The sequence below is a fragment of the Lactococcus sp. S64 genome (assembly GCF_016516525.1).
In the GTDB taxonomy this organism is placed as follows: domain Bacteria; phylum Bacillota; class Bacilli; order Lactobacillales; family Streptococcaceae; genus Lactococcus; species Lactococcus lactis.
Genome location: NZ_JACVUQ010000001.1, coordinates 1 through 15,318, shown reverse-complemented (window position 1 = coordinate 15,318; position 15,318 = coordinate 1). Strand labels below are relative to the sequence as shown.

At 31.7% G+C, this 15,318-nt stretch carries 16 protein-coding genes; 1 reads left to right on the top strand and 15 read right to left on the bottom strand.

Annotated elements, in window-relative coordinates; genetic code table 11:
- Nucleotides 1–69: 69 nt before the first annotated feature.
- From IAE51_RS00075 to IAE51_RS00020, 13 genes are all read right to left on the bottom strand, one after another.
- Entirely contained in the window at nucleotides 70–807 is a 738-nt protein-coding gene (locus tag IAE51_RS00075) for a class I SAM-dependent methyltransferase (protein ID WP_200094386.1), read from the bottom strand.
- A gap of 213 nt (nucleotides 808–1,020) precedes the next feature.
- Nucleotides 1,021–1,209 (bottom strand): hypothetical protein, encoded by a 189-nt coding sequence (locus IAE51_RS00070; RefSeq protein WP_003131422.1) that lies wholly within the window; start codon nucleotides 1,207–1,209, stop codon nucleotides 1,021–1,023.
- Nucleotides 1,210–1,314: 105 nt separating this feature from the next.
- A complete protein-coding gene (gene gyrB, locus IAE51_RS00065) occupies nucleotides 1,315–3,270 on the bottom strand; it encodes a DNA topoisomerase (ATP-hydrolyzing) subunit B (protein ID WP_003131421.1) in 1,956 nt (651 codons plus the stop codon).
- A gap of 152 nt (nucleotides 3,271–3,422) precedes the next feature.
- Complete coding sequence (locus tag IAE51_RS00060) at nucleotides 3,423–4,070, bottom strand: HAD family hydrolase (RefSeq protein WP_003131420.1); 648 nt, start codon at nucleotides 4,068–4,070, stop codon at nucleotides 3,423–3,425.
- Nucleotides 4,071–4,378: 308 nt separating this feature from the next.
- The gene (locus tag IAE51_RS00055; protein ID WP_200094385.1) at nucleotides 4,379–4,627 is read right to left on the bottom strand and encodes a hypothetical protein; all 249 of its coding nucleotides are present in this window, start codon (nucleotides 4,625–4,627) and stop codon (nucleotides 4,379–4,381) included.
- Nucleotides 4,624–4,758 carry a hypothetical protein gene (locus IAE51_RS12325; protein ID WP_255528835.1) on the bottom strand — a complete coding sequence of 45 codons (135 nt, stop codon included), beginning with the start codon at nucleotides 4,756–4,758 and terminating at the stop codon, nucleotides 4,624–4,626. The genes IAE51_RS00055 and IAE51_RS12325 overlap by 4 nt, the downstream gene beginning before the upstream one ends.
- Nucleotides 4,759–6,379: 1,621 nt before the next feature.
- On the bottom strand, nucleotides 6,380–6,898 hold the full coding sequence (locus IAE51_RS00050) for a sugar O-acetyltransferase (RefSeq protein ID WP_200094383.1): 519 nt from the start codon (nucleotides 6,896–6,898) through the stop codon (nucleotides 6,380–6,382).
- Nucleotides 6,899–6,909: 11 nt separating this feature from the next.
- Nucleotides 6,910–7,272, bottom strand: a complete 363-nt coding sequence (locus IAE51_RS00045) for a hypothetical protein (RefSeq protein WP_200094381.1) — start codon at nucleotides 7,270–7,272, stop codon at nucleotides 6,910–6,912.
- A gap of 750 nt (nucleotides 7,273–8,022) precedes the next feature.
- Nucleotides 8,023–8,433, bottom strand: coding sequence for a hypothetical protein (locus IAE51_RS00040; RefSeq protein WP_200094379.1), 411 nt, complete (start codon nucleotides 8,431–8,433; stop codon nucleotides 8,023–8,025).
- 59 nt (nucleotides 8,434–8,492) lie between these two features.
- Nucleotides 8,493–9,425, bottom strand: a complete 933-nt coding sequence (locus tag IAE51_RS00035; protein ID WP_200094377.1) for an immunoglobulin-like domain-containing protein — start codon at nucleotides 9,423–9,425, stop codon at nucleotides 8,493–8,495.
- Nucleotides 9,426–9,959: 534 nt separating this feature from the next.
- The gene (locus IAE51_RS00030) at nucleotides 9,960–10,679 is read right to left on the bottom strand and encodes a hypothetical protein (RefSeq protein WP_200094375.1); all 720 of its coding nucleotides are present in this window, start codon (nucleotides 10,677–10,679) and stop codon (nucleotides 9,960–9,962) included.
- A gap of 375 nt (nucleotides 10,680–11,054) precedes the next feature.
- Nucleotides 11,055–11,759, bottom strand: a complete 705-nt coding sequence (locus tag IAE51_RS00025) for a hypothetical protein (protein ID WP_200094372.1) — start codon at nucleotides 11,757–11,759, stop codon at nucleotides 11,055–11,057.
- Nucleotides 11,760–11,932: 173 nt separating this feature from the next.
- Complete coding sequence (locus IAE51_RS00020) at nucleotides 11,933–13,225, bottom strand: pectate lyase-like adhesive domain-containing protein (protein ID WP_200094369.1); 1,293 nt, start codon at nucleotides 13,223–13,225, stop codon at nucleotides 11,933–11,935.
- A 484-nt stretch (nucleotides 13,226–13,709) separates the two neighbouring features.
- Here IAE51_RS00020 and IAE51_RS00015 point away from each other — a divergent pair, with 484 nt between their 5' ends.
- A complete protein-coding gene (locus IAE51_RS00015) occupies nucleotides 13,710–14,045 on the top strand; it encodes a hypothetical protein (RefSeq protein WP_200094366.1) in 336 nt (111 codons plus the stop codon).
- A gap of 675 nt (nucleotides 14,046–14,720) precedes the next feature.
- Here IAE51_RS00015 and IAE51_RS00010 read toward each other — a convergent pair.
- Entirely contained in the window at nucleotides 14,721–15,065 is a 345-nt protein-coding gene (locus IAE51_RS00010; RefSeq protein WP_200094362.1) for a helix-turn-helix transcriptional regulator, read from the bottom strand.
- Nucleotides 15,066–15,072: 7 nt separating this feature from the next.
- A partial coding sequence (locus IAE51_RS00005; protein WP_200094359.1) for an LPXTG cell wall anchor domain-containing protein occupies nucleotides 15,073–15,318 on the bottom strand: 246 nt, incomplete at its 5' end.

Genomic DNA, 15,318 nt, shown 5'->3' with positions numbered 1-15,318 from the left:
CGAACTAAATAAAAAATAAGAGTCCCATACTTTATTCAAATAGGAACTCTTATTATTGTTACTTTATGACTATGATTTTTTATTTCTTGCAGAAATAAGCAACATCATTGGACGTCTCATCTCATTTTTCATTTCTTCGAGCTCTCTCATTTCTACAGGAGGTTTGGGTTCAATTAAATTTATAAGTTCAAAACCAGAACTTAACAAAGAACTTACATAACTTGTTAATGTCCGATGATACTTAATAATTGGTTCACCTAAGAAATTGACTTCACGTTTTCCTTCATAATAATAATTATCAACTGGAAAATGAAGAATTTTACCTTCTGCATCATAGCACCAACCCTGTTTCCCTGATGAGGTATAGAGAGGATGTTCAACAGAGAAAATAAATTCACCATTCTTTTTAAGACACTTTGAAATTTTGCAGACCAGGTCTTCAAAATTTGAAATGTAGTGAAAAGCTAATGAACTAAAAACAACATCAAAAGTATCTGCAGGAAAGTTAATATCCTCTATTGCGGATTGTTGATAGGTAATTTTTTTATCATTATTAATATCAAGAGCAACTTCAAGCATCTTGTGTGAAAGGTCTATTCCTACTACTTCTTTAGCCCCATGATTGACTGCATATTTACAGTGCCATCCATATCCACACCCTAAATCCAAAACTTCTTTATCCTGAAAATTTGGGAGTAGTTTTTCTAATTCAGACCATTCACCAGCGGCCTTCAATCCCTTTTGGGACCTTGACATTGATGCATAATTTTTGAAAAAACGTTCATTATCATATTTATTTTGTTTCATTTTTTATTCTCCATGTAAATATAGTTCATCATTTTATAAATATTTACATGGAAACTACAATTTTTTGAGCAATAATTCCTTTGTTCATCTATCTTCTTTCATAATTCGATTAGTTATTTTTTATATATTTTATAGTCATATTCTATCATAAGCACTTTAAAAAATCATTAAGTAGATAAATAAATACATCTTAATAATAAAAAGTAGGAGAACCTACTTTTCTTTCTCTTCAACTTCTTTGAGCGCTTTTGAAGCTTCACTAAACAGCTCCTCAGCTTTACTTGTGGTCTTTTCAAAGGTATCTTGAATTCCTGTTTGCGTACCAACTGTTGCATTTCGGAGTGCTTCATCTTCAAGTTCCTTCATTTGCTCATTGCTTAATTTGGGGTTTATTTCAGGCATAATCCACCTCCTTCTTGACTTCATTATATTACACTTTTCGATAAAGCGCTAACATTATGTTCAATAAAAAAACAACTCAAACAAAAATGAGTTGTTTTTACTATATTATGCATCAATTGTCGAGTACTGAGCATTATTTTCAATAAATTCACGACGAGGTTCAACTCTGTCTCCCATGAGCATATCAAAGATTTTGTCAGCTTCTGCTGCGTCTTCAACAGATACACGTGCCATTAAACGGTGTTCAGGATCCATTGTTGTATCCCAAAGTTGATGGTCATCCATTTCCCCTAAACCTTTATAACGTTGTACAGTAGGCTTTGTTCTTCCTTGAGCCCAACGTGCTAAAGCTTCTTGTAAATCTTTTTCTTGATTTTCACCTGGTTGAATGTATTCTTTTGTTTCTGAACCAACTTTGATACCGTAAATTGGTGGCTGAGCAATATAAACATATCCTGCTTCAACGACTGGGCGCATATAACGGTAGAAGAGTGTTAGTAAAAGCGTACGGATGTGTGCTCCATCGACATCGGCATCGGTCATGATAACAAGTTTATGATAACGTGCTTTCGACAAATCATAATCTGCTCCAAAACCAGTTCCCATTGCAGTGAATAGAGAACGAATTTCTTCATTGGCCAAAATTTTATCCATCGTTGCTTTTTCCACATTCAAAATCTTACCACGAATAGGTAAAATTGCTTGGAATTCACGATTACGTCCTGATTTAGCCGAACCTCCAGCCGAATCTCCTTCGACGATGAATAATTCTGTTTGTTCTGGATTATTTGATGAACAGTCAGCTAATTTACCGGGAAGGTTGGAAATTTCAAGCCCTGATTTTTTACGTGTCACTTCACGCGCACGTTTTGCTGCAATTCTTGCTTTACTTGCCAAAATCCCTTTTTCAACGATTTTACGAGCAACTTGTGGATTTTCTAACATAAATGTTGTCAAAGCTTCCGCAAAGAGTTTGTTAACAATTCCTGTTACTTCTGAGTTCCCAAGTTTTGTTTTGGTTTGCCCTTCAAATTGTGGATTAGGATGCTTAACCGAAATAACTGCTGTCAATCCTTCGCGGACATCATCCCCAGTTAAATTATCTTCGTTTTCTTTAAGAATTTTATTTTGTTTTGCGTAATTATTAATAACACGAGTAAGGGCTGTTCTAAAACCTTGCTCATGTGTTCCACCTTCGTGAGTGTTGATGTTGTTAGCAAAGGACATGACTACTGAATGATAAGTATCAGTATATTGCATTGCTACTTCAACAGCAATTCCATCCATTTCACCTTCAGTAAAAATTGCTGGTTCAAAAATGACTGTCTTATTTTCATTTAAATATTCAACATAAGACTGAATTCCACCTTCATAATGGAAATGAACTTCATTTTTTTCATTTCCTTCACGTTTATCTGTTAAGGAAATACGAAGACCGCGATTCAAAAAGGCTAACTCACGAACACGTGTTGCAAGCTTATCAAAATCAAATTCAACAGTTTCTGTAAAAATTTCTGGGTCTGGTACAAAGTGAACAGTTGTCCCTCTACGGTCAGTTTCACCAATAATTTTTAAATCATCTCCAACGAGACCACGATGATATTCCTGATAATATTTTTGGCCATCTTTATGAACAGTAACATCTAGTACGGTTGATAAAGCATTAACAACAGATGAACCAACACCGTGCAATCCACCAGAAACTTTATAGCCGCCTCCGCCAAATTTACCTCCAGCATGCAACACTGTGAAGACTGTTTCCACGGCTGGACGACCCGTTTTTTCTTGAATATCAACCGGAATTCCACGTCCATCATCAACAACAGTAATTGAATTATCAGGCTCAATAAAAACCTCAATATGGCTTGCAAATCCTGCAAGTGCTTCATCAATTGAATTGTCAACAATTTCCCAGACTAAATGGTGCAAACCTTCTTTTGAGGTTGAACCAATATACATCCCTGGACGCATACGTACAGCTTCAAGACCTTCAAGTACTTGAATTTGACTGGCGTCATATTCGTCTGCAAGCATTTCTAAATTTTTATTTTCTTCGTTCAAAGTTAACTCTCATTTCTATGAAAAACTTACTACTATTATACCATAAATCAGCAATTTTAGCTCTAGTGCATGGTATTTTGTCACTCAAACTTGTAAAAAAAATAAGCAATTTTGACTAAAAATCTGCTTATCATTAATTCATTTTTTTAAGATTACAAAATAATCTCTGTCAGCTGATGAATAATGTGAGTTGGCTTGCTATTAAGCGAACCATCACTTACAGTGTTAATCGCTTGTCCTGACAGAGTTGAATCTGTTGAGCTATCAAAATAAATTGTTGATATCCCAGCAGCATTTCCTGCTTCAATATCTAAAGGACGATCGCCAATCATCACTGTCTTCTTTGGATTGAGTTTATATTTATTTAACAAATAGTTAATTGATTCTGGTGCTGGTTTTCGTTTGAAGCCATTATCAGACGTGACAACCTCTGTAAAATATGAATCAATTTCAGCTGCTGACAGAATTGTCAGAACTTGATGATTGCGATGTGAAATCATAAAATTCTTATTTCCTTTTACTGATAGGTCTGTCAGTACTTTTTTAGCACCGGAAAAGAGAATTGGTTTTTCTAATTCCTCTGCTTCTAGCTTTTTGTATTCTTCCAAAAAGCCTGGCAAATCACTGGCATATTTTTCAACAGCGTAAGCCGTTGAAACTTTTAGCGCATCATATACATCAGTGCGCAAAACAACACGCTCTGCCATTGACCAAAGCGTTGCAGCAAATGCATGACTAGAACTTTCATAATTGTCCAATAAAGTTCCGCCTAAATCCCAGATATAATTTTCGTAGTCCATGTTAATATTATAGCATATCGCGTCAATAAGGTTCAATACGTTTCTCAAAACATGCTTTTTATGATTTTATTAAATCATACCCTCAATAAGGTTCAATACGTTTCACCTATAACGTAGTTAAAAACGTAACTAAATATTTTTGCTAGGCAAGGTACTGTATATATAATATATACAGTTTTTTTACGCATTAAAAAACTACTCATAATATGAGTAGCCCTAATTTATTCAAAAGGATTTGCGCCTTTTTCTAAATTGTAACATAATCTTTTGGTTTCACAAAATATATCTATAATTTTCCGTTTTGATTTTTAATCAACCTTTTTACATTCGATACTATAATCAACATCTGGATCTTGTCCAGTGCTTAGAAAGATTCTATCCACATCTGAGGCATCATTATATGAGTTATAATTTGACGATTCTTCTTGATTATTATAAGGGGTGAACGTAGCTGGTAAAAAGTTAATTTGTGAGTATGCTGTGATTGTATATGACCCTAAACAAACAAAATTGTAGCTTAATTTTGAATTTTTACCAGAATCACTAAAAGCTCTCATTTTTTTGTATATAAAGGGCTTCCTTTATAATCATTATCGTCCTCAATAACTTTAGGATTTCCATTAGCATCAGTTTGACTTGGAATATTTATGGTAAGCCCCTTTATAGTCGCTGGCGCGTCTCCAGACATATGCCATTGTTCTTCCTGACTTGAAAGAACCCCCTACTTATCTAAAAATTAATCACTTAATTTCGGTTACTGGTTGCTGGAGTTAAAAAATGACGTAACTTCATCTTTTATAGTTTCATACAAAACCTGTATCTCACAATACTCTCTCTTAAGAACACGCGTTCTCAATTGCCTTGACTAAAAAGATATAAATTGGAATATATTTATTTAATAATCGATATTGATAGAAAAACTCTATAAAAATAGTGTTATCAAATATTAGTAGTAATAAATGAAAAATATTAGTATGGAGAAACAATATCAATTAATAAAAAATAACCAACAATATAAATTGTAGATGGGGCTGACCGAAGGTCAAATAAGTTTAATTTTTGTATATGCTTAGATTATCTCAAAAAAAAGAGACCTCATTTAATCCCTTTTTTACTATTTTATTCCTCTTTATAAGTTTAACTTCCTATATCGGTAGGTTTTTCTGGTAAACCTGTGCATTTTTAAATAAGTCTAATAAAAAATATCGTAAAGATTTATTTTATTAATATCAAAATTGTGAGAAACTTTTTCTACTAAATTTTTTAGAAAATAATTTATCAGTTAAATTTTCTAAATATAACTGTTTATTCAAAAAACTTTTCTTTTAATTATAGAGGGTTGCCATTCTTCCTATTTTAAGTCGAGAGGACATACAACTACTGTTATTTATATGATTATACCTCATAGAAACAATATATAAATCATTATTTCGTAAACCATATATTATATCATATTAAAAAAGTTGATTCTTTTTTATCACTTTTTTTATTGGAAATATGAAAAAAACATGCATATCAATATAATGTGCACTCAAAAACTAGAATTTTGAACGAGATAGAAATATCTCATTTTTTTAGTTAATTTTGACGAGAAGAAGATATCACAGAATAACTTACTTCTCTGGGATACACACCACTTGTATCTTTTTCTGATAATAAGTCTTTATAATACAGTTTAAGTTTGCTTGACAAATTACCACAAATCATTAACTTATAGTCAATATTTGAAGTAGTTAGTTCACCAATATTATAAACTTTATTCTTATTACTATTAGAAATGACAACGCTCCTCCCTTCTCAAGTAAAGATATTATATAAACCAAAACTTTCTTCTCTTACTATAAAATTTTTCATTACTAGTTTAGAATTAGAGTTGTAACCGTCGCCATCATTAATCGTCCATATGTGCTGCTGGCTTAAATCTGTCTGTCAATTAAAACATTTAACTTAGTAGAAAATATTTAAAGGTACTTTATTTGAGCTTATACTATATTCTTAACAAATTACTTCTTATGGTTGCTAATATCACTTATAAAAGAATGAAAAAGAACTCTCAAAAATTTGAAAGTCCTTTTTTTATTTGAATTCAATAAAATTTGATGTAAATTATATGGTGTTAGAAGCTGAAATTATCAATTCCCATGGTTTTTAGATATCATTATTGAACATCAACATCTTGCTTTGGTATGGAAATTCTCCAAAATTGGAGTTCTATATTTTTCGATTATAACATAAAAAGAAGATAGGCGAGTACTTTAACCTATCTTTTCTTCTTTCATTTTTTGATAAGATACTTAACTTTACTAAACTCAATCTTCATCGAAAGTTCTAATTACTTTAGCGGGAACTCCACCTACCAATGTATTTGGTAGGACCGATTTAGTCACAACACTTCCTGAAGCTACAACAGAATTTTTTCCAATAGTAACTCCAGCATTTATAATTGAACCACCACCAATAAAAACATTATCTTCTATAACTACTTGTCTAAGATATATCGCACTATTTTTGGATCTTTTGATATCTGAAGGATGGCTATGATCAGTTGTATAAATCTGAACCCTAGGACCTAATGTTACATTACTTCCAAAGTAAATGTCAGTAGTATCTAAAAAAAGACAATCCCTATTAGCATAAAAACGACCTGAAAAATGGATATTTGTACCATAATCAAATTGAAAAGGAGGTTCAATATAAACATGTTGATTCTTAAGATTAAATAGTTCTCGTTCCTTTTCTTTTAAATCTTCTCCAAAGTAACATTCATTAATTATCTTTCTCAAAAATTTTTGATTTACATTTTTTTGTTTTTCATCTCTAATTGCCACTAATCTATCACCTAACCAACAAAATACGATTTATATGCAGAAAATAGCGTCAAAGGACCAGCCTCTTCAACTGCTTCAAAAAGAATATACCCTTCTGCAGTTATTACAATATTTGCTACATAACCACTGGATAATAGAGTTACTTCACGTACCTCTAGACCTGATGATGGCAATAATTCATTAGGTAATTTAGCCATTATAACAGACACTTTAGGAGGTACTTCAGGCGTCCGTATTCCATTCAAAGCTATGGTAACCTCATTATCTCTAATAGAATATTTAGCTGCTCCAGCAACTAAAAAATTATTCATCAAGGTAATATCAACCCACTCAACATTAGCTTCAGTTTTCATATAAATACCTCTACTTTCCATTGATTAATTATATGAGTTATATTATATCATAATCCCCAAAAAGTTTTCAACTTCTTAAAAAATATTGCCAAAAATTTATATTTAATTCTATTTTCACTTCTTGTTTATCATCCAATATTTTCTTTGTAAAAATTTATTGTTAGTCGAAAGCTTACTGAAACATATAAACATATTTATCTTTTTTTAAACTGTGTCTTAAAAAAAAAAAGAAATCTTATGTTCAAATTCACTATTGAATTCAATAGTAATTTTAACAAGTTTAACCTCCACAATTGGTGAATAATCTTATTTTGTAGATTGTTGTCGCATTTCAGACCATCCTTTTTTCGTAATATAACTTTCATTATTTTTAAAATATATTGAGTTTACAAAAAGAAAAAATGTAAATATGGATAATATATCCTATTGCTTTTTTTTAAATTGTTTCGACTCTCTCTTGTTAACATTTTCCTACATTTTATACTAAATTAAAACTTTTGGTATACTTTGCAAAAGAACCCTATGCTTTACAAATGATAAAAATATAGATATAATTAGTTAAGTTTTTTTCATAGGGAACTTTCTACGTTTTACGTAAGCATTTTTTTAATTAGTAATTGATAAAAAATATATTAACGAAAAGCGCTTTATAAAAACCAAGGGATAAAGGCCTTGGTTTTTTTATTACATTCTTGAGCATATAATTTATGGTTTAGTGCCAGAATTAGCCGCTTCTCCTTTGTCAGTGAGACCAGTAGCGCCACCTTCAGGTCAAATGTTAATCCAATCATCATCAGTTAACATTCCTTTAAATGTGTAGCCTCCTGCTTTTGAATCAGGGATGATTTTTTTATAATCAAATGATCCATCTTGTCCTAAACCATTTAGAATTTTACCGTAATCAATTTGAATTTTAATCTTGGTCATTTCTCCAATATTAATCAAACTCGTTGCAGATAATTTGAAATCAACTTGTCCTTCATATTCTGTTGTAATATCTTCTGGAGTAAAGTCAGTATAGTCAGTTTCACCAGGTAATTTGTAAGAAGCGTTAATTGCCCTTTTCAAATCAGATCCTCCATCTTTACCTGAAATCAAGTTAAATTCTTCTGGGAGAAGTAAATTAAAGAGTTTAGTCTCTCCTGCTGCAATTGTGAATAAGCTCTTTGAATCATATCCCAATCCAACTGTAAATAGTGTTAACTCTTATTGTACAGAAGTAATGTGAAATTAAAATATTACTAAACCACTGTTACAGTTATTGTTTTGTCTGATGTAATTCCTGAAGAATTTGTTACACGGTAAGTTACATGGTAGATACCAGGTTTGGTTGTATCTACGTTATTAGATATAATGACAACTTTGTTGGTAATATCTCCGTCGACATCATCACTAGCAGTCACTTGAGCCATTGGGTCAAAAGTATCACCAACTTTTAGTTCAATATCAGAGGCATTAATAGTGGGTGCAGAAAAAGCAGCCATACCTCGATCAGTTATTCCAGTAGCACCACCTTCAGGCCAAATGTTAATCCAATCATCATCAGTTAACATTCCTTTAAATGTGTAGCCTCCTGCTTTTGAATCAGGGATGATTTTTTTATAATCAAATGAGCGATCTTGTCCTAAACCGTCTAGAATCTTACCGTAATCAATTTGGATTTTAATCTTGGTCGTTTCTCCAATATTAATCAAACTTGTTGCAGATAATTTGAAATCAACTTGTCCTTCATATTCTGTTGTAATATCTTCTGGAGTAAAGTCAGTATAGTCAGTTTCACCAGGTAATTTGTAAGAAGCAGTAATTGCCCCTTTCAAATCAGCTCCGCCATCTTTACCTGAAATCAAGTTAAATTCTTCTGGAAGTAGTAGATTAAAGTGTTTAGTTTCCCCAAGCGCAATTGTGAACAGACTCTTTGAATCATATTCCATGACTACTTTTCCTGTGCTAAATCCTGCATGGTTAAGATCATAGTCGTATGTATCTAAAGTGAGAGGATTAACAAATTCTCCCTTGTCAAGAATAGTAATCCCAGGATCACTAACTTGAACTCCATTACTGTTAATGGAAGTTTGAGGAGTAGCAACATCGGCATGTGCAAGTTGGGATCCTGTAGTTAATCCAATAGAACCAAGAGCAAGAACAGAAGCGGTTAGTAGTGTAACTTTTTTCATAGGGTAAAACCTCTTTCTTTATTTGATAAGAATATTATAATAAAAAAATTAGAGAAATGCAACCCCTTTCAAAATGAATTTTTAAATAACTTATAACTTCTGTTGCAAAATTTGAAAGTCAAAAATAACCTTTCTGAATCTTGATCATATTAAACAAGTATTCTCATTAATATTTTGAAGTAAGTCTTGAAAAAATAAAATACAATACAATAAAATTTTATTGTTTAATTTAAGCAATAAAATGGTTAGAAGATCAAACCTCTAACAATGGACTAATTCTAAAATAAAAAAACTATTTAAAAAAAGCTCAAATTATATCCTATTGCTTGATATTAGTCAAAATATATGTAAACACCATACCTTACAAATAACAGATATAATTAGTTAAGTTTTTTTCACAGAGGACTTCTACTTTTTTCGTAAGCATTTTTTATTAATTAGTAATTGATAAAAATTAAATTAATGAAAAGCTCCATAATAAAATCCAAGAGCTTTAGCTCTTGGATTTTTTATTACACTCTTAAGCAATATAATTTATGGTTTAGTGCCAGAATTAGCCGCTTCTCCTTTATCAGTGAGACCAGTAGCGCCACCTTCAGGCCAAATGTTAATCCAATCATCATCAGTTAACATTCCTTTAAATGTGTAGCCTCCTGCTTTTGAATCAGGGATGATTTTTTTATAATCAAATGATCCATCTTGTCCTAAACCATCTAGAATTTTACCGTAATCAATTTGAATTTTAATCTTGGTCGTTTCTCCAATATTAATCAAACTTGTTGCAGATAATTTGAAATCAACTTGTCCTTCATATTCTGTTGTAATATCTTCTGGAGTAAAGTCAGTATAGTCAGTTTCACCAGGTAATTTGTAAGAAGCAGTAATTGCCCCTTTCAAATCAGCTCCGCCATCTTTACCTGAGATCAGATTAAATTCTTCTGGAAGTTGTAAATTAAAGTGTTTAGTTTCCCCAAGAGCGATTGTGAACAGACTCTTTGAATCATATTCCATGACTACTTTTCCTGTGCTAAATCCCAAGGAATTTAAGGTATAGTCATAGGTATCAATCATGATTGGATTAACAAATTCTCCCTTGTCGAGAATAGTAATCCCAGGATCACTAACTTGGACTCCATTACTATTAATGGAAGTTTGAGGAGTAGCAACATCGGCATGTGCAAGTTGGGATCCTGTAGTTAATCCAATAGAACCAAGAGCAAGAACAGAAGCGGTTAGTAGTGTAACTTTTTTCATAGGGTAAAACCTCTTTCTTTATTTGATAAGATTATTATAAAATAAATATGAGAAAAATGCAACCCTTTACAAAGAATGGATTTCGACAAAATATACATATAATTCGCATGAATTTTCATAACACTATTCCACTTTATCTATATTATATTGTTTTTAAATTTATTTTCAATTTTATGTATGAATAAATATACTGAATCAAAAAAATAATAAGTCGATTATAAAGAAATTAGAATAAGATTATAATATGGTTAATAAAAATTTAATATTAGATATTGTAAAATGAAAAAAAATACCCCTCAAGAGCAAAATTGCTTGAGGGGTATAAGAAATGATGATTTCTTGTTAAGTTTTATCAGTATTAGTTACAAGAACATGTTATTTTATAGCTTTTCCACCGTTTGTATAACCCAATGCAGCACCTTCAGGCAGAGCTTTGAAATGACTTGAAGAGCTCAAAGCCCCTTTGAGATGATAGGAACCATCAGAGGCATTTGGAATCTGTTGAGTATAATCATAATCTTCTCCTAGTTTCAAGCTATCTAGGATTTTACCGAAATCAATTTGAATTCTAAAATTAGTAATCTCTCCAGTAGAAATTATAGCAGAAGTTGGCAATGTAAAATTAATTTGTCCTTTATGACTAGTATCAATGGCTTCTCCTGATAGCTTTTTATAATCTGATTGTCCTGGCAATTTGTAGGAAGCGGTAATTGCCTCTCTCATATCTTCTCCACCGTCCTTATCAGAAATTAAGTTGAATTCTTTAGGAAGCTTCAAATTAAAGTATTTTTCGACTGTTTCATCTAAATCAACCAAACTTGTAGATGTATAGCTAAAGACTAATTTTCCTGTGTTGAAACCTAGAGAATTCAAAGAATAATCATACGGATCCAGAAGCATAGGAGAATTAAATTCTCCTTTATCTAAAATTACTACTTCAGAATCAATAGAATCCACTGATGACGTAGATCCGAAAGATTTTGTTGTATTTGCTTGAACAGAAGTTAATGTAGAAGTAGATATTACTGCCACTGTTCCAAGGGTGAAGAGTGAAGAGGCTAAGAGTAAAGTTTTTTTCATAGGATAAACTCACTTTCTATATATTATGAATTTATTATAATATATCACACTTCATCTTGCAAACGATTTCATCAATTCATTTCAATATAACATTAAAAAGTCCAAAAGATGCCACTACCTTTGGACTTTTTTTCTAAAATTGGAATAATCATTATTCTTTTTCTTAAGATTTTTTAGGGTTTAGTTACTATCCCACTGATGCGCCCAAATAAGATAGAGTGAAAGTATTGTTGAGCCGCATCATCTGTTGAGGTGGTATTAAATGAATCCCCATTTTGGATGATTGTTGACAGTTTTAAGGTATTCCAAGCAAACATCGGAAGCCCAGAATAATCACCACCTGTTTTATCCCAGACACTCATTGTCACTCCACTAAAATTTAAAAATGTATTTTGACATTCAAAAATAGGACTTCCTGCTGTGCTATTTCTCAAATCATAATCAGCATTAGTAATATTAATAATACTATTTTTGGCCGTTTCAATGACCTTGTTTCCTTTGCCTTCAATATAAAGGGTAGAACCTTCCTTGGCATTTAATTGTGAATTAGGTTGTTGAAAGTTAATCGTTGAATAATTGGCTGTCCCATGGCCCACGAGGTGGAGCGTCCCACCTTTTTCAACGTTGACACTAGGAACCTCATCGTAATCTCCTCGTGGGATGAATTGTAAGGCATGACCTGCCGCAGTAATGTTTAAAGTTGCACCTTCATTGACATCAACCCGATCCACTTTATCATAGAAAGCGGGATAATAAAATTCGGAATCATTATTAGGAGAGACAGTGATATTTACCTTTGCTTGAGTGTCTACTTTTACTTTACCAACTGCTTTTCCTCCAACAAGGTCACCATTAAAATAAAAGGCCGCAAATTCTCCTTCAGTAGCTGCTGTGGAAGTATATTCGGAACTTGACGCAAAGTTAATACTTCTTACCCAAGCATTTTCAGCTGAAGTATGAACCATATTCTTTCCTGAAAAAGTCACGACACTATTTTGAACTTCTAAGAAGCGTTCTCCAGTGTAATCTACACCTCCTGCCACATTGACCGCCCAATTCTCGCTTGGAGTGACAAAAAAGGCTGCAACCGGATTTCCTAAAGCATCCAAGTTTGTAATGGTGGCATTTTTTATAGTTAATGTCCCACCAGCGGCTCCAAGAGCGCCAGTCATCAAAAAGTATTGAAGTTTGAGACTATGTCCTTGCCCATCTATGGTGATGGCACGTTGTGGGATATCTAAGATTGATCCTGTAAAAGTAATATCCCCTCCAATTTTGATTGATCCTACCCCTGTATCCTTAAGGGCTGTAGAAAGTTCACTAAAAGTGCTCACGGTAACTTCTTGTCCAGCAGCTTGATCAACCTTTGGAGAGTCGTTCAATACAGAAGCATTCGCTTGACCCACTACACCTCCAACAACTGCCAAGGTAATTCCACATATCCCAACATATAACGCTTTTCTCATATTATTCTCCTTTATATTTCTTTTATGAACGCGTTTTCATAATTAAGTATACTCTTTTTTTTTAATATTGCAAGCTATATATTATCAAAAACTCATTTTTTTATTATTAAGTAATTAGAAAAATAAAAAAAATTATAAATCCGCTTTCTAAAACTTTCTTAAATGCCATACCTAGTGATACAGATACCTATTTATTCTTCTTCCGAGTTTAGAAATAAAATAATATCATTTTTTGTTAAAGAGGACGAATATGATAGTTTTTGATACAAAGAATAAACGTCGTATGAAAAAACATAAATATATCTCTGTGTCGTAATTACTGCGTAACCATATTACTCTACATCTGATAATAAGTTATAATCAAATACTGGAGATTATATCATTTGAAAAATAAATTCATACTCTATTTAATGTACTCGTTTCTAATAATTGGAGCTTTAAGCAACTCCTCTGTAGCAATAGCAACAGAGGCAACACACCCCAATTGAAATCCTCAGAAAGCAAAGATACTGCAGTTGATCTAATGTCTTCTGATTCTAATACTGATGGTATAAAATCACAATTGATAACGATAGCTGATGAACCTATTGACTCATGGATACCAGACGAAAATGTTCAAACTTCTGTGACAAAGACTTTAGGTATTGCAGTCTCTCAGTTGACTAAAAATAAGGTTTCTGAGATTGGTACCAAACAAGCATTTAATCATTTAAATATTATAGGAGCTGCTTCTTTAAAAGGTTTGGAATATGCAACAGGAGGAACTTCATTTGCTATTAATGCTATAAATATGATTATTATCCACAGATATTTGATTTAAGCTGGAGAAGTTTAAAGGGTATAAATCACTAATTTCATTATCATCTTCCAGAAAACTGTATAGTGCTTTACCTTTCATACGATAATCTCTAAATAAGTCTGACAAAAAAAATTGAAAATATAACTAAACACAATTAAATTATGACTGTCGTTTTTTTATAGAACTCATAAAATATTCAAATAATAGTATACTGAAAAAATAGCAAATTTCAGACCTTACCGACAAATATATTTATTTATCACATTCCCTTATTTCAATAACTATTTTAGTTTATTAGTAAAAAATCTCATTCATTTATAATAATAATACTACACCTACGCTTTCATAAAAGCACAAAATGTCTCATTAATATCTCTTGAAAAACTATATCTACCTCATTACAATTAACTTGTTTAAATCAAAAATAGTTTTAGTTCCCGATTCAAAGTAAATCAAATATTAAATAGGTTTTTATTGTATATCTATTTCGTCCAAAAATATGTAAAAATAGAGGTTTCCATGAAAATACTCTTATTACATGTTATTGGTAAACTAGATAATCACTAAAAATTGTAAGGTGTTCAAGAATTTCTATGGATCATCGACAAATAAAGATTTAAATTTTAATTATAAAAGAGTATACCATTTTATGAATATACTCTTTTATTGTTGCATTATTTTCTAAGTTTGCCAAATTCACTCGTCTTCAAGATTGATTGCTTCATTCTTAGATAACCATGCAAGGCATATTTGACAGATTTCTCTTTTATTTTTGAGATTTAATCGGCTAAATAACGATTCTAATTTTAAAATTGGCTTATCGTTAGACCTATTCATTAAATACTCTGGATCTACCCCAAAGAAACTGGAAACTTCCAATAACCTTTCTGCTGAAGGTCCTCGGATACTCTTATAATTTGATAAAGCATTTCTCGGATATCCTAATTGTTTTTCTAAAGCATTTAGAGACATATTTCGCTCTTTGCTTAGTTCTAAGACTCTTTGATAAAACACTGTTTCTTCATTAAAATTTTTATTCATTGTCTTATTACTTTTCTTTTTTTATCATTTTTTTTATAATCAAGGCAAAAGTCACTAAACCTAAAAGTACAACTCCAACAATGGTATAAAAGAATGAATTCGATTCACCTGTTTTTGGAAGATCCTTTTTATTTGTTTTATTCGATGTATGTCCTGTTGGTTCTATCATATTATTCTTAGGTGTGAGAGGATTATTACCTAATTTATCCTTAACCGTTACTTTAGCAGTACTTGTCATACCATCATAGCTGTA

Excerpts from the sequence above, each read along its gene's own strand:
- IAE51_RS00055 (WP_200094385.1), bottom strand. The coding sequence starts at position 4,627 with ATGAGAGCTTTTAGTGATTCTGGTAAAAATTCAAAATTAAGCTACAAT.
- IAE51_RS00030 (WP_200094375.1), bottom strand. The coding sequence starts at position 10,679 with ATGAAAAAAGTTACACTACTAACCGCTTCTGTTCTTGCTCTTGGTTCT.
- IAE51_RS00045 (WP_200094381.1), bottom strand. The coding sequence starts at position 7,272 with ATGGAAAGTAGAGGTATTTATATGAAAACTGAAGCTAATGTTGAGTGG.
- IAE51_RS00020 (WP_200094369.1), bottom strand. The coding sequence starts at position 13,225 with ATGAGAAAAGCGTTATATGTTGGGATATGTGGAATTACCTTGGCAGTT.
- IAE51_RS12325 (WP_255528835.1), bottom strand. The coding sequence starts at position 4,758 with ATGTCTGGAGACGCGCCAGCGACTATAAAGGGGCTTACCATAAATATT.
- IAE51_RS00010 (WP_200094362.1), bottom strand. The coding sequence starts at position 15,065 with ATGAATAAAAATTTTAATGAAGAAACAGTGTTTTATCAAAGAGTCTTA.
- IAE51_RS00070 (WP_003131422.1), bottom strand. The coding sequence starts at position 1,209 with ATGCCTGAAATAAACCCCAAATTAAGCAATGAGCAAATGAAGGAACTT.
- IAE51_RS00060 (WP_003131420.1), bottom strand. The coding sequence starts at position 4,070 with ATGGACTACGAAAATTATATCTGGGATTTAGGCGGAACTTTATTGGAC.
- IAE51_RS00075 (WP_200094386.1), bottom strand. The coding sequence starts at position 807 with ATGAAACAAAATAAATATGATAATGAACGTTTTTTCAAAAATTATGCA.
- IAE51_RS00025 (WP_200094372.1), bottom strand. The coding sequence starts at position 11,759 with ATGAAAAAAACTTTACTCTTAGCCTCTTCACTCTTCACCCTTGGAACA.
- IAE51_RS00035 (WP_200094377.1), bottom strand. The coding sequence starts at position 9,425 with ATGAAAAAAGTTACACTACTAACCGCTTCTGTTCTTGCTCTTGGTTCT.